At 36.0% G+C, this 18,629-nt stretch carries 16 protein-coding genes; 2 read left to right on the top strand and 14 right to left on the bottom strand.

Annotated features, from left to right (window positions below):
* Position 1 precedes the first annotated feature (1 nt).
* The 6 genes from GZH82_RS05335 to GZH82_RS05310 all read right to left on the bottom strand — a co-directional run bounded on the left by GZH82_RS05335 (position 2) and on the right by GZH82_RS05310 (position 7,300).
* Positions 2–1,189, bottom strand: coding sequence for a metallophosphoesterase family protein (locus GZH82_RS05335; protein ID WP_162681607.1), 1,188 nt, complete (start codon positions 1,187–1,189; stop codon positions 2–4).
* A 259-nt stretch (positions 1,190–1,448) separates the two neighbouring features.
* On the bottom strand, positions 1,449–1,793 hold the full coding sequence (locus tag GZH82_RS05330; RefSeq protein ID WP_014613544.1) for a YlbF/YmcA family competence regulator: 345 nt from the start codon (positions 1,791–1,793) through the stop codon (positions 1,449–1,451).
* Between the two features lie 88 nt (positions 1,794–1,881).
* Positions 1,882–3,012 carry a DUF445 domain-containing protein gene (locus GZH82_RS05325; protein ID WP_162681606.1) on the bottom strand — a complete coding sequence of 377 codons (1,131 nt, stop codon included), beginning with the start codon at positions 3,010–3,012 and terminating at the stop codon, positions 1,882–1,884.
* Between the two features lie 207 nt (positions 3,013–3,219).
* Positions 3,220–4,506, bottom strand: a complete 1,287-nt coding sequence (gene ltrA, locus GZH82_RS05320; protein ID WP_162683006.1) for a group II intron reverse transcriptase/maturase — start codon at positions 4,504–4,506, stop codon at positions 3,220–3,222.
* A gap of 567 nt (positions 4,507–5,073) precedes the next feature.
* Complete coding sequence (gene xdrA / locus GZH82_RS05315) at positions 5,074–5,538, bottom strand: XRE family transcriptional regulator XdrA (protein ID WP_162681605.1); 465 nt, start codon at positions 5,536–5,538, stop codon at positions 5,074–5,076.
* An 853-nt stretch (positions 5,539–6,391) separates the two neighbouring features.
* Positions 6,392–7,300, bottom strand: coding sequence for a cation diffusion facilitator family transporter (locus GZH82_RS05310; protein ID WP_162681604.1), 909 nt, complete (start codon positions 7,298–7,300; stop codon positions 6,392–6,394).
* Positions 7,301–7,469: 169 nt separating this feature from the next.
* On the opposite strand from GZH82_RS05310, the gene GZH82_RS05305 reads away from it, so the two are divergent.
* Complete coding sequence (locus tag GZH82_RS05305; protein WP_162681603.1) at positions 7,470–8,756, top strand: dicarboxylate/amino acid:cation symporter; 1,287 nt, start codon at positions 7,470–7,472, stop codon at positions 8,754–8,756.
* 164 nt (positions 8,757–8,920) lie between these two features.
* On the opposite strand, the gene GZH82_RS05300 is transcribed toward GZH82_RS05305, so the two are convergent.
* Both GZH82_RS05300 and GZH82_RS05295 read right to left on the bottom strand, forming a co-directional pair.
* The gene (locus GZH82_RS05300) at positions 8,921–9,547 is read right to left on the bottom strand and encodes a response regulator (protein ID WP_162681602.1); all 627 of its coding nucleotides are present in this window, start codon (positions 9,545–9,547) and stop codon (positions 8,921–8,923) included.
* Positions 9,547–10,671 carry a GAF domain-containing sensor histidine kinase gene (locus tag GZH82_RS05295; protein WP_162681601.1) on the bottom strand — a complete coding sequence of 375 codons (1,125 nt, stop codon included), beginning with the start codon at positions 10,669–10,671 and terminating at the stop codon, positions 9,547–9,549. Before GZH82_RS05295 ends, GZH82_RS05300 begins: the two co-directional genes overlap by 1 nt.
* Before the next feature lie 153 nt (positions 10,672–10,824).
* Here GZH82_RS05295 and GZH82_RS05290 point away from each other — a divergent pair, with 153 nt between their 5' ends.
* The gene (locus GZH82_RS05290; protein WP_162681600.1) at positions 10,825–11,655 is read left to right on the top strand and encodes an RluA family pseudouridine synthase; all 831 of its coding nucleotides are present in this window, start codon (positions 10,825–10,827) and stop codon (positions 11,653–11,655) included.
* 188 nt (positions 11,656–11,843) lie between these two features.
* On the opposite strand, the gene GZH82_RS05285 is transcribed toward GZH82_RS05290, so the two are convergent.
* The 6 genes from GZH82_RS05285 to GZH82_RS05265 form a co-directional block, all read right to left on the bottom strand.
* Entirely contained in the window at positions 11,844–14,012 is a 2,169-nt protein-coding gene (locus GZH82_RS05285) for an RNA degradosome polyphosphate kinase (protein WP_162681599.1), read from the bottom strand.
* A 75-nt stretch (positions 14,013–14,087) separates the two neighbouring features.
* On the bottom strand, positions 14,088–15,614 hold the full coding sequence (gene ppx, locus GZH82_RS05280) for an exopolyphosphatase (RefSeq protein ID WP_162681598.1): 1,527 nt from the start codon (positions 15,612–15,614) through the stop codon (positions 14,088–14,090).
* Positions 15,615–15,634: 20 nt separating this feature from the next.
* Positions 15,635–17,020, bottom strand: coding sequence for a class II fumarate hydratase (gene fumC, locus GZH82_RS05275; RefSeq protein WP_162681597.1), 1,386 nt, complete (start codon positions 17,018–17,020; stop codon positions 15,635–15,637).
* A 229-nt stretch (positions 17,021–17,249) separates the two neighbouring features.
* Positions 17,250–17,693 (bottom strand): hypothetical protein, encoded by a 444-nt coding sequence (locus GZH82_RS05270; RefSeq protein WP_162681596.1) that lies wholly within the window; start codon positions 17,691–17,693, stop codon positions 17,250–17,252.
* A gap of 122 nt (positions 17,694–17,815) precedes the next feature.
* Positions 17,816–17,977, bottom strand: coding sequence for an SAS053 family DNA gyrase inhibitor (locus tag GZH82_RS13895; RefSeq protein ID WP_203232849.1), 162 nt, complete (start codon positions 17,975–17,977; stop codon positions 17,816–17,818).
* Positions 17,978–17,997: 20 nt separating this feature from the next.
* A complete protein-coding gene (locus GZH82_RS05265; protein WP_162681595.1) occupies positions 17,998–18,597 on the bottom strand; it encodes a 6-phosphogluconolactonase in 600 nt (199 codons plus the stop codon).
* Between the last annotated feature and the right edge of the window lie 32 nt (positions 18,598–18,629).

Below are 18,629 nucleotides of genomic sequence, written 5' to 3'. Positions count from 1 at the left end.
GTTAATCGCCCCCCTTTAACTCGGCTTCAATGATGGCTTCTGCACGTGCAACCAACGCTTTACGATCATGCTGTTGATAGCTCTCTAAATATTTTGAGGCTTTCGGATTCATATACAAATCTTTTACTGCACGCTCATACACATCATCTTGCTCAAGTAACTCTACAGGAAACTCTTGAATAATAGATTTTTGACGAATATCAATGTAACGGACATCCCATTCATCAATTAAGACAAAGTGACGTTCATTTTCTTCATATTCTGTGGATAACACTTTTAGCTGTTCTAAAACTTGAGGTGAAATCATTTCATCGCCGCGTATATTCAGCTGTAATCGATAAAACGCACGACCTTGATGTCTGACACTATCTTTAAAGTCTTGAATAAGTTCGAATAACGCTTGTTGGCTTACATCTTCCGTTTCTAACGTTGCCGATTCAAAACGGATGAATTGTGTCGGTACAAAGCGTGTCTTTAACGCAACATGGTCGCCTTCCACAATTAAACAGCCTTTTTCGCCTTGTTCTTTAAAATGACGACCTTGAATATTGCCAGGATAATGAATTTCAGGCAGATCACTCAGTTGTTGTCTTAAATGAATGTGACCCAAAGCCCAATAATGGTATAATTTCGCATTTAAATCTTCCAATCGAAACTCCGTATAACGATCTGAAGCTTCAGATTTACTATAAGTCCCGTGCAATACGCCAATATGTACAACATTGCGATTTTCATTCGTCGGATAGGCATCAATTTTATTTTCGTAACTTTCACGTTTTTCATAACTAAAACCATGAAGATGCACCGTTTCACCCGTTTTCGTAATCGCTTGGTATGTTTCGACCTGATTTGAAAATACAGTCACATTTTCAGGCCATTTCGTTTTAGTTTCATCCGATAAAGGATCGTGATTTCCATGTACAATGTAGACAAAAATTTGTTCTTTCTGCAAACGTTCAAATTGAGATTTTAAAAACACTTCCGTCTTTAAAGTACGATTGTGTTGGTCAAACAAATCTCCACTAATTATGACAAAATCGACCTCTTCTCTTAACGCAAGGTCAATAATATTCTTAAAACTTTCGTATGCACTATTTTCAACATCTTTCAAAATTGTCGGATTTAAATAGCGCTTGGATGCAAATGGACTATCGAGATGCAAATCTGCACAATGCAAAAACTTAACCATTCAAGCATTCTCCTTTTATCATCAAATTTCATCTATGTATGCATGTTTCGTATTCATTTATTTTATCATATTTTCGTAATTTAAAGCGCGTCTCATTTAAGTATTATTGAAATGGTTAACTTTTTTTAGCACCGTAGAATTGAATATAAAGGTAAATGAGATAAAAAATATGAATGGTGCATCACTAATTCGGTTAATCTAAAAAAAACGAGCTTGAGACATACCATCTCAAACTCGTTTCTACAATAATTTATTTTTATTAGTCAGCGTAAATTTCGTCTAAAGGTTTAACAATAATTTGGTTGATTTCTTGGAATACTTGGCTCATTTTTTGCTCAGCATTCATTAACTCAGAAATATTACTATCTTTTTCGATTTGTTGCGCTTGTTCTTGCGCTTTTTGTAAATCTTCTTCGCTAATTTCTTCACCTTGCATTTGTTTTTGTTGGAAGTTCATTTGTGTTTCACGGAACGCATCAAATAATTTTTTAGAATTTTCATCAGCTTCTACTTTAGCGTATGCATCTTTAATTGCATTGTACTCATCACTTTCACGTAAAGCTTGCTCTAATTTGTTTGCGTAATCATATAAATTTACAGCCATTTTAATCTCTCCTTGAGTTGTGTAGTTTAAGATTGAATTCTGTCTCTTTCAACCTCTTTCCTAGCTTACGATACCACATTTTATAGTGTTATACAAAGATTGCTATTAATCCTTGGAAAAATCCAATCAATCCTCCCAAAATAAAGCCAAGTAACATAATCAATTTCAATTCCTTATTCGCAATTTCAAAAATTAAACGTTCAATATAATCTAGGTCAAAACGATTAATTTGCTCTTCAATTAATCCGCGAATATTCACTTGTTTCAAAATGGTTGATAGACGTTGTGCTAAAGTATCGAGAATCAAATCTGTAATACGATCGATGCCTCTATCATGCAACATCTCAAACAGGTGTGGTACAAGCGATTTAAGCGGCATATGTGCGCGTTGTGTTAAATCCATTTGCTTTAACACAAATGCACTCACTTGTGCTTCGATATCAGCCATATGTTCTGGTTTAATCCATTCTTGTAACGTGTCATGCTTTAATTTTTCATATTCTGCTTGAATTTGTGTTGCCAAAATACTTCGCGCCTTAGAATGTGTCGTTAAACGAATTAATTCTCTCTGAATCCGTTCTGCTATCGCTTCTTTAGTCATAAACATTTGGAGCATCGACACAATTTTACCTTTTTCAACAAAGAACGTCTCTAACATTTCTAAAATATCGTCATAACCTTTTTCAGATTCTAAATAAATACGCACTCTCTCTAGTAACAAAGTATCTAATGTGCTCACTTTATGATCTATCTCAGCCATCACTTTTGCAGGAATCAGTTCTGCAATTTTGTCTGTTTGATATTTTTGATATTTCTCGTTCAACTTTTGTTTCGTAAAACGTTCAACAAAGTTTTCGCCATCTTTAACGACATCAATATCAAATCGTTCCACTAAAGATTGCACCGTCACATGATCTTTTTCTAACGCTGTCACTTGTTGTGAAACGGCACGATGCACAGTCGCTCGCATATCAGGCGTTTCTAACTTTTCTCTCATTAAAGACTCAGTTAATAAATGGTCTTCAACAACTTGTCCAATTTTTTCAGCAATTTCCGCTCTTCTTTTCGGGATCAGCCCCGGAGTGAAAGGCACACGCTTACCAAAAATGTGATAAGCCTTAAATGGATGGAATAACATTTTGACAGCAATCATATTCGTGACGCCACCAATAACAGCGCCAATCACGATCATAAACAATACGACTAAAATCGCTTGCATATATACATCTCTCCTCTAAATTTCAACTGGAATCAAACAATAATAGACCTATCCAGTCATTGTTGCTCCCCAGTCACATACATATCTAACCATATGACCCAAAAACAACTGGGTTAAACATCATTTCCTTAATCGAGTAGGAGAATAGCCATTAACTAACTATTCGTCCTCTCACACCACCGAGCATACGGTTCCGTACTCGGCGGTTCAATACCTTGCGTAAGCCAACTCTGCAAGCTGGGCTAATGGTATCAGTCCCCACTTGTAGAGTTGTTTTGTTGTAAGTGCACGATGAACCTCATGCGTATTCGATAATCGCCAGTACTTTTTGCGAGACTGTGCGATTTTCATTGCACTTCTATGGTCAAGACCATATTGGCGTAACATCTTATATTGAGTTCTTACTCTTTTCCACCGTTTAAGAATGAGTTGTCTAAGTCGGCGGTTTAGCCAAGATTGCGTAGTTTCAATAAATCCTTTGATAAAACCTCTGCCAAAGTAATTTATCCAACCTCGTGTTACTTGGTTGATTTCAGTGATAATCTCTTTAAAGGTACCAGGTCTATTTCGTTTCGTTATTTTCCTTAAGGCGCGTATTAAATTTCTTTTTGCTTCCGTAGTCGGTCTGAAACAATAAACCCCATTGACCTTGGTTATTAGACAACTCAAAAACTTTAAACGTGTAACTGCTCCGACTCTACTTTTCTCTTCATTGACAACCAACTTCAGTTGCTTTTCAATAAATTTCGTTACACTCGTCATTACGCGTTCACCTGCACGTTTTGTGCGTACAAAGATAACAAAATCATCGGCATATCGTACAAAACGGTGTCCACGCTTTTCGAGTTCTTTATCCAGTTCATGTAGATAGATATTACATAGTAAGGGAGAGATAACGCCCCCTTGTGGCGCACCTATCTTTCTTTCTGCGACTTCGCCAGATAGGTCAATAGCACCCACTTGTAAACTTCTACGGATAAATTTAGAAATTGACTTATCTTGAACGTGGCGTTCGAACAAATACATGAGCTTATCATGATTCAACATGTCAAAGCACTGTTTCAAATCACAATCCACAGCTATTTTATAGCCTTCTTCGTAATAGGCAGCACATTGCTTAAGTGCTGTTCCTGTGCTACGATGAGGTCTGAAACCATGGCTATGATTTGAAAATGTTCGGTCGATGCCGGGTTCAATCACTTGTCTAATCGCTTGTTGTATCACTCTGTCTCTAGCGACAGGAATACCAAGCACACGCATTTTCCCGTTTGGTTTGGGAATTTGAACTTTTCGAACTGCTTGAGGTTGATAAGTACCATCAAGCAGTTTCTTTTTTATCTGCGAAAAGTATTGCGCAAAGTGGGCATGGAGTTCACTGACTTTCATGCCGTCAATTCCAGGAGCACCTTTGTTTTTCTTTACCTTCTTGATAGCTTTTTCTATGTTGTCAGGTCTTACAACAAGCTCCATCAGAGATGAAGACTTACGATACATTTCTTTCATTTCACCTAAGATTTACTGTACACACTTATGTATTCTTTTTCGTTCCACTACTTATCCTTCCATAAGTTGCCGGTTAAGACCGTATTCTGTACGTCGTAAATCTATAACCTCCAATCTTTACTTTGTATTGAATATTGTTCAGTCCTTCGGTACATTTTCCCTACTATGACTTCTGCTGACTTCTCATCATTCGTTGTTACTACGGTAGAAATACCGCTGATGAGACCTCCCCGGGTAAGGTGTAACCCCTTTCCACTCATGTCACCGCATCATTTACTATATAGAACTCGGGTAGTATAGGACTTCATCTTGTTTAGCAGATTCATCCATTCCACATAGCCTTAGTATGATGTTTCTGTTCGTCAGTGCGAGTGTTTGCGTCCGACTTCCTTCAGATTCCACTTCACAATGGACACCCTTGTCTTTCGCTAACAGTTCCTACTACCAAGCCTGTAACGGACTTTCACCGTCAAGGTGTTACCCATGCCGAGCGCACTAAAAAAGGAGCACGCAACAGTTCGTTTGTTGATGCTCCCACATTTTATCATTTATTTTAAATTATGCACGAATAAGCTCTTCTTTCACGTTGCGTTGGAAGTAAGTTTCAGCTTCTCTCAATTTTGGTGATGCAAAAATAGGTTGTTTATCTGCATCTAGAATACGGTAAAGTTCGCTTACTTTGTTTGTTTGTAAGATGTAACCATTTTTGCTTGCAAGTGTATCCCAATAAATATCACTTACTGTTGAATATCTAGGGTAAGCTGCTTGGTTTCTTGAAATAGTTTGAACGATTTCTAAAGGATCGCAACCGAATGTACCGTTCAATACTTCAGAATCTCTAAATAATGCACAAATAGATACACATGTTGTCCAATTTGGTAACACACGCTCTTTTTCAATTTGTACTAATGTTTTTTTAGATAGGCCGATCGTTTGAGCCATTGTATCTTGTGTATAACCTGCCTCAATACGTACCATCTTGAACTTGCTTTGAATTAATTCAGTAAAACTTTGTCTATCCATTTATTATGACTACCTTTCTTAAATAAAAATTTATCCGCACACAAGCATTGCAATTCTACACAATTCTTGAAACACAAATTACATATTAATACAAAATGCGACAAATGAAAAGTGACATTTAAAAAAACCATCTCAAATCAGAAAAATGCGCAATTGTCGCAAAAATTCAACTTATTTTATTAGAACACTTAAACAGTAAATCAAAGCGTTTTAATGCACCATAAAGCTTAAAAAATCAAGAATGCTTTATCTCACATTTAATTCATTTCTTAAACACAATTTACAATAACCAGTGTTATTTTAATAAGACAATCAAATCTATATTAAAATAGTTTTATGTATTTTTATTAGATTTCAATGATGAATATGTGTATCCGTGTACGATAGATGAATATGATTAATAAAACAGGCTTGTACCGTAAATATGAGTTCAAGAATTATAGTATACCACAAATCGAGTGTACTGCTATTGAAAATTTGGAGGGATTACGATTTATTACACATATTTAACTTAAGATATAAGTAGTGACTAAGATGTGATCATACAAGATTCAGTTATATCGTAAAAGTATTAGGAAATCTTTAGTTAAACTTATTATCCTATTTCTTGCTTGTGATAACTAATTTTTATAGTATATACCGCTTCTTTTCAAAAGTAAACTCGTTAAAATAGTGAATATAAACTTGTATAAGCAGATAAATAAAGGGCTAGCTCAACAACAGTCGAACTCAAATACATTCTAAAAATGAAGAGCTTCCTTATACGATTCTTCGTTAAAATACAATAAAAAAGGGCTCTAACAACTCAATTCGCTAGGCCCTTCATTTTGCTATTAAAAATGGTTCACTTTGCTTATAACTCTCGATTATGAATATTCTTTTTCTCAACATCAGTGATTAAATAAGGCTCAATATGTACAATCGTTTCAACCTCACCTAGCCGTGCCTGTAATTTTGACTCAATATGATCTGATATTTCATGACTTTCGATGACATTTAAATTTGGATCAACAGCTATCGTGACGTCAATAAATGAAATAACACCGTGACTTCTCGCTTTAATATCACGAATCTCTTTAATGCCAGGAATTGAAGAAATGATATGTTGAATTTGTGCCAGTTCTTCCTCATCATAGCCATCAGTGAGCGTGACAGCCGTCTCTTTAAAAATATCGATACTCGCTTTCATAATGAGCAAACCAATCACAATCGCTGCAATCGTATCGAGCATTGGCACCCCCATATAAACGCCTAAAACGCCTATCACTGTACCCATCGACACAAGCGCATCCGAAAGGTTATCATAACTTGCTGCTCTCAAAGCACTACTGTTTACTTTTTTAGAAAGATTACGATTAAAAATAAATACAGCAAACATGACAATACTTGAAATCATACCGACGATAATGGCAGATTGGCTTGGCTGAACGAATTCTCCTAGGTAAAAATGCTTTACTCCGGTAATAATAACTTGAATACTCACCGCAAACATAATGAATGAAGCAATGAGTGATGCGATAAATTCCGCACGATAATGACCATAAGGATGATTTTTATCCACGGGCTTCATGGAAATTTGAAGTGCGATAAGTATAGCAATAGAACTAATAACATCTGTCGCGTTGTTAACACCATCAGCCACTAAACCATGACTATTTGCTAACCATCCGTATGCAATTTTTAATATTGTTAAAAATGTATAAGTAATGATGCTTAGTGTTGCGCCTTTTTTAGCTTGAGAAATTTTATATTCTAATTGCAACGAAAACACCTCTAAAAATAATTGATAAAGTTTTAAAACTGTAATTCTCTAACTTTTCTATTATCCTATGAAAAGTGGGATAAATCTAGTAAAAACTATAAAATAATGATTGCAATATTGTTAATTTTCAGACTATAATGTTGTTATAACAATAAAGGGGATAGTGAATATGAAATTTAAAGGATTAACAGTGAAAATTATTATAGCATTAATTTTAGGGATTGCGTTAGGTTCGATTTTCAATTTCTATGTCGGATCTAAGGTTGTCGGATTTATCGATCAATATATTTTTAATGTAATCGGTCAAATCTTTTTAAATCTGATCTTTATGCTTGTAGTACCAGTTGTATTCGTGTCGATTGTACTCGGTGTGATTGGTGTCGGTGATCCAAAATTATTAGGCGGCATTGGCTTAAAAACGCTAGTCTTTTTCTTATCGACAACAGCTATTGCGATAACTTTAGCGATGTGTTTAGCATTAGTAGTTAAACCAGGTGCTGGCCATTCAGACTTATTAAAGACAGAGGAAGTTACGACATATCAAAAGAAATTGGATGATCAAAAGGCGACCGGGGCTTCTCCAATCAACCAAACATTTGATCAAACTTTAATTAATTTCTTCCCGAAAAATGCGATTCAGTCAATGACAACAGGAAATATGCTTCAGATTATCACATTTGCGATTTTCATCGGTATCGGTATTATGATGGTAGGTGAAAAAGGACGAATTGTACATCAGTTTTTCGAACAATTTAATGAAGTCCTGATGTATATTATATCAATGGTAATGAATGTTTTTGCGCCAATCGGTACATTTGGACTCGTGGCACATGCATTTACTGGAGCAGGTTTTGGTGCAATCAGACAACTCGGTTTATACTTTATCGTTGTATTAGCCGCGCTCTTTATTCATTTCTTTGTCGTATATGGTGGCGCAGTGAAGTTTTTAGCGGGTCGTAGCCCAATTGAATTTTTCAAAGGTTTCTTCCCAGCAATTACAGTTGGTTTCGGGGGCTCAAGTTCAAACGCAGCACTTCCTGTTTCAATGGAATGTACGAAAAAAATGGGTGTAAAACCAGAAATTGCATCTTTCGTTCAACCTTTAGGGGCAACAATTAATATGGACGGAACAGCCATTATGCAAGGTGTCGCTACGATTTTCATTGCGCAATTATCTGGTGCGGATTTAACAGTTCTACAACTCATTACCGTTGTTGCTGTAGCCGTTATTGCATCTGTCGGAACAGCCGGCGTCCCTGGTGTAGGACTCATCATGTTAGCGATGGTGTTGACTGCAGTAGGTTTAAATCCTGCCGCTATTGGTATTATCTTAGGGATTGACCGTTTATTAGATATGACACGTACAGCAGTAAACATTACTGGTGATGCAGCATGTGCGTTGATTTTATCAGAACGTGAAGGTAAAAAACTTAAAGGCAATATGCATGTAGAATAAAATAATACAAGAACCAACGTTTCTAAAGATAACTAGAAATGTTGGTTTTTTAATTTACTCCTTTTATATTGGGAGAAAAATTTATTAACGCTATTTGACAAAAACAAAATTAACGACAACTTTTTAAGATAGCTGCTTTTTAATTTTAGATAAATGCTTTTTCATTACACTAAATGATTCTCCATGGCATATATGGCTGCTTGTGTACGATCAGTCACTTCCAATTTAGAGAAAATATGACTCACATGCGTTTTAATCGTCTTTTCTGATACGAACAATGTTTCAGCAATTTCTTTATTCGTCTTCCCTTTCGCCATTTCTTTCAGCACTTCGGTTTCCCGTTTGGACAATTTATTCAACATATGAGGCTTCGTAATGACAGTATCCATCACCTGTTGCGCATCTTTATGAATCACTTTGTCACCTTGTAAAACCATCTCAATAGAGGTCATTAATGCTTCCGGTTCGACATCCTTCATTTCATAACCGTCTGCACCTGCTTGCATCGCCGACATGACATGCTCTTCATCTACATAACTTGTGAGTACTAATATTTTAATGTCTGCATGCTGTTCCTTCAGTTTTTGAATTAACGTAATTCCGTTCATTTCAGGCATTACCAAATCGACAAGGATGAGTTCTGGTTCGATTTGATTTGTTGCTAATGCATCTAAAAGTGCTTGCCCTTCCCCAAAACTTCCTACAACTTCTATCTCTGGTTGTGTCGAAAGTAAAAATTCTAATCCTTGCCTAACTATAAAATGATCATCCACAAGTGCAATTTTAGGCATTATTGTCCCTCCCTTGGCTGTTGAAGTGGTAGTCGTATTGTAATTTCTGTTCCTTGATTACTTGTCATATTTATTGTTCCTTTTAAAAATTTAATCCGTTGTCGCATATTCGACAATCCGTGTTTTTCGGCTGAATCAATTTGAGTCACATCAAAACCAACACCGTTATCCTTTAATTCTACAATCAGATATTCGTCCGTTTGGTTCAGCACAATATCCATATGATTCGTTTCCGCATGCTTTTTTGTATTATTCATCGCTTCTTGCATGACACGATACAGATGGGTCTCAATTTTATTTTCCAAGTCAATGAGCCCTTTTACCGTCACATCAATATCTAGACCTATGAGACTTGCGTAATTTTTTAATGCATGAACAAGCCCTTTTTCTAGGCCCACAGGTTTTAACTGCCAAATTAACGCGCGCATTTCATTCACAGCGTTTTGACTCGTTTGTTCAATTTGCATAAACGCACGTTGCGACGTTTCCTCTTGCGTCATTTGTCCTGCTGCGTGTGCGGTTAATTTTAAAGAAAACAACATTTGATTAACCGAATCGTGTAAATCTCGAGCTAAGCGGTTACGTTCATTAATTCGTGCCGCTTCTTTCTCTTGATTGTTCAAATCAATTCGTTTTATCGCAGAACCGATTTGAAATGCGACAGATTCTAACAATTCGAGATCTTCATCCGAGTAATGTGTTGTAAAGGGCGTTGCGACATTCAACAGTCCAAATTGTTCATTACCAGATCGTAAAGGTACCGTCGCATGATGGGTAATATCTTCAGTTTCTATCACAAATTCACGACTGGCTAAATTAATGCGCGAACAGTTGATGATGTTGGAGGCTTTTGTTAATTTGTGGTTATGGTACGCTTGCACACACCAACATGTCCCCTCTTTCATATAATGGCATTGGCGATTCGTTAAAGCTGAAGGTAATGAATACTGTGACTCTAATGTATGGTGACCTTCTTCATCAATAAAAAATATCCATCCTGTCGTAAAATCGCTTCCTTTAATTAAAGAGTCTAATGCGCCGTCTAGCATGGATTGTAATTCAGTTTCTTCGTTAAGGAACTCGGCAATTTCCTTTAATAGCGCCAATCTTGTTGGTTTTTCCATTATTGTCACTCCACTCTTTGCTTCACATCAATCATCCTATTTCTATTCGTGCATGAATGTTCATTTAACTCTATTATACACGTTGTTTCAATGAATAAAACCATCAATAGCCATTCGATTTGTGTTATGATAAAAGAAATTAAGGAGGATTTTATGAAATTTAAAGTTGCCGATACATTTAATGAACAATCCATTCGTGACATATTTAAAACATTACAATTGCCCAAAAAAGAGTTGCATACGTTGAATATGTCAAAATCTATCACAGTGAATGATGAAACTGCAAATTTACAAACAATCGTCCATACAGGTGACGAAATTTATATTCCTGATGAAGACGCAAAAAGTCAATATTTACCGAGCTATCGTTATGCGCAAATCGCTTATGAAGACGACTTTTTAGCAATTGTCTACAAACCTAAGGGCGTTAAAACACATCCGAACGATTTAAAAGAAAGTAATACATTAATGAATCATGTCATTTATACTTTGAATCACCCCTATGTTGAGCCTATTCATCGTCTTGACCAAGAGACAGTCGGCTTACTTATTGTGGCGAAACATCCGATGATTAAAAAAATATTAGATCGTATGTTGGAAAATAATGACATTCATCGTAATTATAAAGCACAAGTGAAAAGTTTGTTGCCAATTAAACCACAAACGATTGATTTACCGATTGGCAAGGATAAATTCCATCCGAATAAGCGTCGTGTCTCTCCTACCGGTCAGCGGGCAGTCACACATATCTTGTCTTCTGAAATGATTAAAGAAGGTGTTTGTGAAGTGATGTTAAAGTTAGATACTGGTCGTACACACCAAATTCGTGTGCATCTCGCTGAAATTGGTTATCCTGTACTAGGTGATCCATTATATAGTGATTCGAAATTACGTCAATTACAGCTTGAAAGTTATCAAATTGAAATGACGCATCCAATCACACAACAGCCTATTTCTGTGACGATTGATGATATTGAACAATAAATGATGAATCTAGGTGAAAAGTTTTAATTGTTTTACATGCTATCGTTTTAGACTATTGCCTTATTGATAACAATTCTGAAAATAATAATTGCTATTAGGGTTTCACATTTTTTGTTATATCTTCAAAGGTTTAAATATTTTAGGGGCTTAGACAACGCCCATGTCCAAGCCCCTTTTTATACTGTTCATTATTTCCGCTTCAGATGCCCTTTAACACGGTCCATCCAATTTCTTTTTGCGCGTACGGGTTGTCCTGTCTCAATCATATTTTGCTTGGACAATGCTAACCCAAAGTCTTGTGCTTCACGCATTAAATATTTTTGTGAATTGATCGGTGCTAAATCATTTTTAACATAATGATACACACCTGAAGCATCTTGATAGCGCCCTTTTTGATTGTCAGAAAGTTGTAAGTGCATAAAATCTACCAATCTTTTCGCAATACGTTTGTCCAAAATTGGGAATAAAATTTCAACACGTTTAATCATATTTCGCGTCATCATGTCGGCAGAAGATAAATATATTTTCTCATCGCCATTGTTATAGAAGTAATAAATACGAGAATGTTCTAACAAGCGTCCGACGATACTGACGACTTCAATATTTTCGCTAATACCAGGAATGCCAGGTTTCAAACAACAAATCCCACGAATAATTAATTTAACTTGTACACCTGCTTGTGATGCTTCATATAACTTTTTAATCAACGCTTTATCCGTCAATGAATTCATTTTCATCATCATTTTACCGTTTCCGTGTTGACGATGGCTTTCGATTTCTTCGTCGATACGTTCAATAAATAAGTCACGTATTTCGTATGGTGCCACGATCAATTGTTGATAATCCGGTTTCATGGAATAACCACTCAAATAATTGAAGAAATTCATCGCGTCTTCTCCAATTTCTCGATTTGTTGTAATAATTCCCATATCCGTATACAATTTGGCTGTTTTATCATTGTAATTCCCTGTACCTAAGTGCACAAAAGGAACGAGCGTACCATTGACACGTTTAACGACCAATGTAATTTTACTGTGCGTTTTTAAATGCGTCATTCCATACATGACGTGACAACCCGCTTCTTCCAACATTTTTGCCCAGTGTACATTGTTTTCCTCATCAAAACGCGCCTTTAACTCCACTAATACCGTGACTTGTTTACCATTTTCAGCGGCATTTTTAAGTGCTTCAATAATCGGCGAATCACTGCTGACACGGTATAACGTTTGTTTAATTGCCAATGTATCCGGATCTTCAGATGCTTCCGTAATAAAATCAACAATCGGATCAAACGATTCATACGGGTGGTGGAAGAAAATATCACGTTTCAACGCCAAATCATACACATTGTCATTACCTAAAGATTGCGGCACTTGTGGTGTATAGCGCTCGTATGTCAAGTCTTTCAATTTATGAGATAAATGATCAACCAACTCAAATACCATCGTTAAATCAAGTGGACCATTCGTATAATATACATCTTGAGGTTCTAATTCTAACGTATCAATCAACCAATCAATTTGCATCTCTTGTTGTTCACGATAATCGATTTCTAACCTCACCGCTGCACCACTTTTACGCTCTTTTAAAAAGCGTTCAATTTCTATCAACAAATCTTCGGCACCATCTTCATGAATCGTTAAATCGGCATTTCTTGTAATTCTGAACGCATACGTATTCAGAATTTCATATCCTTTAAAAAGATGACCCATGAAAAAGGAAATCATATCCTCGATTAAAACGATATATTGACGATTTCCTTCATTAATTGTAATAAAACGGTTTAATAATGTCGGAATTTGAACGATTGCTGAATTAATTTCATCACCAGTATCAATATCGACAAAAATGTTTAATGTTTTATTGTTCAGTTTTGGAAATGGTCGATATGCATCAATGCCTAACGGTGTTAATGTCGGCAAAATATCATTTAAGAAGATGCGTTCAAGTTGCTTCCGCATATCTTCATTTAATACATCCGGTTTACATAAATACACATCATACGTTTTCAATGCTTCAACTAACGCATTGAAACGATGGTATTGAAAAGCAACGTTCTGGCAATTTTTCTGTTCAATAGTCTTTAACTGTTGTTGCGGTGTTAACTGCGCTTTATTTTCAGGTTTATCGAATCCCATTTTAACTTGGTCTTTTAATCCTGCCACGCGCACCATAAAGAATTCATCTAAATTTGCACTCCCAATCGCAATAAACTTAAGTTGCTCAAGTAATGGGTTTTGGTCGTCACAGGCTTCTTGTAATACTCTGTAATTGAAGTCTAACCAGCTGACTTCACGATTGTTATAATAATCTGGATGGTTCAGGTCCAAATTTCCTTTTTCAATAGTCACTTTCATTGTCACCCCATTAATATTCTACAAAACATAGCGCAAGTCCCTATTTAGCGTAACATAAAATAAATGGGCTATAATTTAAGCATTTGTAAAAATAATATTAACCTTTGTTTTGAGTACTTTTTCGATATGTTTCTTTTGTCGATTAGATTGATAAGATTCGGCAATCGATTCATCATGATGATTGACAAACAAGTCGTAACCTTCTTTTGACGGCTGTAATTTCACTTCTTGGACACTGTTCGTATTAGAGATATTTAATGCATTTACAAATTTGATAATGCCCCCTAACGCTTGAATGTCAGACAGTTCACCATCAGAAAACCAGTTTGTCTCTTCGCTATACAATTTGAGTAACGTTTTATTTTTAAAGCTTGCGAGTAATGCCAGTCGCACACGCTCTTTATGTGATAAGCCGTTAATCCCTGAATTTGCGATAATGTAATACGTATGTTGTGAACTCGAATCTGAATCAATAAATCGACCTAAATAATAAATATACGCCGCTTCAAGAAAAACTTGTTTTAAATCTTGATCAATTTTAAGTTTTTTCTCTTTCGCCAACTGTTCTAATAGTGATTCGGCTAGCTTCACACGTTGATTGGCGCCACTTTCCTCGATTTTATACTCATTGGCTAAATGACGTAACGCATCTTGTAGAACATTGGTTTTATTAAATTCTTTTGGATACTTTTTAGCAATTTGATTCATAATGAAACCTTCACGTATCCCTTTTCTTGAAAAAGTGAACGCTGTCGCATCAATCATGTCGAATAACACATTAAATACGGATACGGCAGGTAAAATGATGTCTGCACGATCACGACTCAACCCATCTAAAGTCGTTAAAGTATCACGTGAAAATTTTTTGAGCATTTGAAATACTTCTTTTAAATCACTTTGTTCCATCGTATAGCCATGGACACCCGCGATAGGATACTGATGTAAAGACTGATGAATGCGAGCACAGTTACGCGCAGAACCACCAATACCGACTAAATTAATGTGCTGATTTTGTATCCATGACACTTTGGCAAATTCACTTTTCAAAAACTTTTCCATTTTCTTAATCGCATCTTTATCATTATGCTCTTTTCCTTCAAAGAACTGCCGCGTTAATGTCACAACACCGAACGGAAAACTGATGGCTTCTTTAATTTTTTTATCTATAAATAGCGTTAACTCTGTTGAGCCCCCACCAATATCGACAGTAATCCCATTTCGAATACTTGTCGTGTGCGTGACTGCATAAGATCCATAAAAAGCTTCATCTTCTTCAGGAATCATAATAATTTCAAGGTCAAGTTCTTGTTGAATATGTTTTAAAATCGCTTTTTGGTTTTTGGATTGACGCATAGCTGCTGTCGCAATCGGATACAAATGTTCTACTTCAAAATCTGTCGCTACCTTTTTAAAACTTCTAAGTGCTGTCGTTAAAACATCGATTCCTTCTTGCGTCATATTTTGTTCATCATCTAAATATTGACTTAATCGTGCCGGTGTTTTAATGTTTTGAATTTCGTTTAATCCTGTTTTCGGATCGTATTGAAAAATCACTAAGCGAATCGTGTTTGAACCTATATCTATTAAACCGTTACGTTCCATGTTTAAAACTTGCCTCCATACTATTTCGGATGGACCATATTTTCTGGTTTAATCCATTCCTCAAATTGTTCTTCTGTCACATAACCTGACTGAATTGCAGATTCTTTTAATGTCAATCCTTCTTTATGCGCTTTTTTCGCAATGGCTGCTGCTTTTTCATAACCGATATGTGGGTTAAGCGCAGTCACTAGCATCAATGAACGGTTCAAATAGTTATCAATGTTTTCAGGAATAGGTTCGATACCTACTGCACAGTTTTGATTGAATGTTTCCATACCGTCTGCTAATAAATAAATGGATTGTAACGTATTATGCAAAATGACAGGTTTAAAGACGTTTAATTCGAAATTACCTTGAGAGCTTGAGAATCCTACTACTGTATCGTTACCCATGACTTGTACAGCGACCATTGTTAACATTTCGCATTGTGTTGGATTCACTTTACCTGGCATAATCGATGAACCTGGTTCGTTTTCAGGAATAGACATCTCTGCTAAACCTGCACGAGGGCCAGAAGCTAACCATCTCACATCATTCGCAATTTTCATTAAGTCACCCGCGAGTGCTTTGAGTGAACCATGTAATTGAACCACTTCATCATGTGCAGTTAACGCATGGAATTTATTTTCAGATGATACAAATGGATAACCAGTATTTTCTGCAATATAGCCTGCAACTTTTGTACCAAAATCAGGGTGTGCATTAATGCCAGTACCGACTGCAGTGCCACCAATGGCTAAGTTTAAAATATGTTTTTTAGATTCTGCCAATAAATTTTCACACACGTCTAACATATAGCGCCAACCACTAATTTCTTGGCCTAACGTAATCGGTGTCGCATCTTGGAGGTGTGTACGACCAATTTTAATGATGTCTTTAAACTCATTTTCTTTTTTGTAGAACGTTTCACGCAATCCTCTTAATGCAGGTTCTAAACGTTTTTCCACTTCATGATACAGTGCAACGTGCATTGCTGTTGGGAATGTATCATTAGAACTTTGTGACTTGTTGACATCATCATTCGGGTGAATTGTTTCGTTACTACCGTTTTCTTTTAAGTATTCATTCGCCACATAGCTCACAACTTCATTCACATTCATATTACTTTGTGTACCGCTTCCTGTTTGCCATACAACTAATGGAAAATGTTCATCTAATTCACCTGCTAAAATACGATCACAAGCATATACAATCGCACCTTTTTTCGCATCGCTTAACTTTCCTAACTCATTGTTGGCTAATGCAGCTGCACGCTTTAATTGCGCGAAACCATATACAACCTCAATTGGCATTTTTTCTTTGCCAACTGGAAAATTTTGTTTACTTCTTTGTGTTTGAGCGCCCCAATATTTATCTGCAGGTACCTCAATTTCACCAAATGTATCATGTTCAATTCTTACTGACATATCTCTCGCTCCCCTTTAATTTTTGAATATTCTTGTCACTTAAATTATAGCATTAAACGAAATCGCCATTCAATGAACATTGGCGTGCAATTGCGTTTTTTCTCTAAATAAAAAAGGCTGAGAAAACTTAATTTCCCAGTCTTATTCCTACAATGAGTGAAAGTAAAATATTGAAATATAAAATCAATCGTCTCTACAAAGGCATGATTCAATGAAAACAATCCATAATTTATTCATTTGAAGGTGTTTCTTTAACTTTTTCCATTTCAGTATGCATAAATTTGTGTTTCACAGCTTGTACGACTGCAATAGCTGCTAAAATATACAAAATGAGGCCAATCACCATTGTGACCGGACTGATTCGGATTAACACACCTAAAAAGCCACTGAATTGATTGTAAAAATCATCTAAATAAATCGTCAATGCGACAGTCATCGCGATACAACAAATGACACTAATGACGATACCTTTTTGATTCGTTTTCACAAAGGTTTGAACGTGTGATTGTGCATCGTCGACTAAACCATTGGATAAGTTCAGTTGGAGTTGCACAATTTTAAATAATACCGGTAAATATAACGTCCCTAACACCAATGGGAAGGCTTTAATCGATAACAAGTTGATGATTGTGGAAATAATAATTAACATAATCCATTTCTGATGTAACTTCATGTATGTCACCTTTCATCATTTTTTAAACACGCTCCCATTTTATCATATTTGTCTCAACGTACACTAAAGAAAATAAAAAGACTGGACCATCATTATGATAAACCAGCCTTCTCATTATTTTTCTATTTTGTGTCTTTATCAGAACGCACTTTTGAATCATGTGATTGATCGAGTTTGTCTTCATCGTTCGCTTCAGAAATTTGTTCCATTTCTTTCCCGAGCTCCACGACATCATCAAAACTATCAACCATTTCATTGTCATAATGCTTTTGTTCTTCTTTCATTATGCCCTTCACCTCTTCTCTTATGCATACAATGAAGTAAAGTAATTGCGCACATCTTCAGGTAAACCTTGTGCAGCCGCTTCATCAAGGACTACAGTAACCATACGATGTGATTTTAATGTTGACGGAATAAATGTCGTATTACCATTTTCTTCGTATAATTTCTTCACTTGTTCCGCTTTCACCGCACCTGTCACGACAACAATAATTTCACGCGCTGGTAATAATGCATCATTCATAGGAATACCAATTTGACCTTCTGTATCGATTGTCACGACTTGTAACGTCAATTTACCTTTATTATCTTTTGTTTTTGCGTGATGTTTAATAAATTCTTCCACTTTTTCATCTTCTGGAACGTGGTGAATTTGTTTTTCTGGGACACCTAATGCTTGATAATATGATGGTTGCGCATCGTAATCCAATACATGAATTTGACTAAAATCAACCCTATGACGATCGACATCTTTTTTTAATGCATCTAATACCGGTGCTTCTTCTTGATTTAAATGAACGCCTACAATGGATGTCGGATTATTATTTAACTGTTTTCTTAAGATATCTGCTGTGAAAGTTGCTGCTGTTTCTGCATCTTTAAATACTTTAAAATTCATTGCCATTATCGTACACTCCTCTATTGTCCTACTCGTCT

This window comes from Staphylococcus sp. MI 10-1553, from assembly GCF_010365305.1.
GTDB lineage: Bacteria > Bacillota > Bacilli > Staphylococcales > Staphylococcaceae > Staphylococcus.
This window is presented reverse-complemented; position numbering and strand designations above follow the sequence as displayed.

Coding starts and splice junctions, on each gene's coding strand:
- GZH82_RS05335 (WP_162681607.1), bottom strand. CDS start 1,189: ATGGTTAAGTTTTTGCATTGTGCAGATTTGCATCTCGATAGTCCATTT.
- GZH82_RS05330 (WP_014613544.1), bottom strand. CDS start 1,793: ATGGCTGTAAATTTATATGATTACGCAAACAAATTAGAGCAAGCTTTA.
- GZH82_RS05325 (WP_162681606.1), bottom strand. CDS start 3,012: ATGCAAGCGATTTTAGTCGTATTGTTTATGATCGTGATTGGCGCTGTT.
- ltrA (WP_162683006.1), bottom strand. CDS start 4,506: ATGTATCGTAAGTCTTCATCTCTGATGGAGCTTGTTGTAAGACCTGAC.
- xdrA (WP_162681605.1), bottom strand. CDS start 5,538: ATGGATAGACAAAGTTTTACTGAATTAATTCAAAGCAAGTTCAAGATG.
- GZH82_RS05305 (WP_162681603.1), top strand. CDS start 7,470: ATGAAATTTAAAGGATTAACAGTGAAAATTATTATAGCATTAATTTTA.
- GZH82_RS05300 (WP_162681602.1), bottom strand. CDS start 9,547: ATGCCTAAAATTGCACTTGTGGATGATCATTTTATAGTTAGGCAAGGA.
- GZH82_RS05295 (WP_162681601.1), bottom strand. CDS start 10,671: ATGGAAAAACCAACAAGATTGGCGCTATTAAAGGAAATTGCCGAGTTC.
- GZH82_RS05290 (WP_162681600.1), top strand. CDS start 10,825: ATGAAATTTAAAGTTGCCGATACATTTAATGAACAATCCATTCGTGAC.
- GZH82_RS05285 (WP_162681599.1), bottom strand. CDS start 14,012: ATGAAAGTGACTATTGAAAAAGGAAATTTGGACCTGAACCATCCAGAT.
- ppx (WP_162681598.1), bottom strand. CDS start 15,614: ATGGAACGTAACGGTTTAATAGATATAGGTTCAAACACGATTCGCTTA.
- fumC (WP_162681597.1), bottom strand. CDS start 17,020: ATGTCAGTAAGAATTGAACATGATACATTTGGTGAAATTGAGGTACCT.
- GZH82_RS05270 (WP_162681596.1), bottom strand. CDS start 17,693: ATGAAGTTACATCAGAAATGGATTATGTTAATTATTATTTCCACAATC.
- GZH82_RS13895 (WP_203232849.1), bottom strand. CDS start 17,977: ATGAAAGAAGAACAAAAGCATTATGACAATGAAATGGTTGATAGTTTT.
- GZH82_RS05265 (WP_162681595.1), bottom strand. CDS start 18,597: ATGGCAATGAATTTTAAAGTATTTAAAGATGCAGAAACAGCAGCAACT.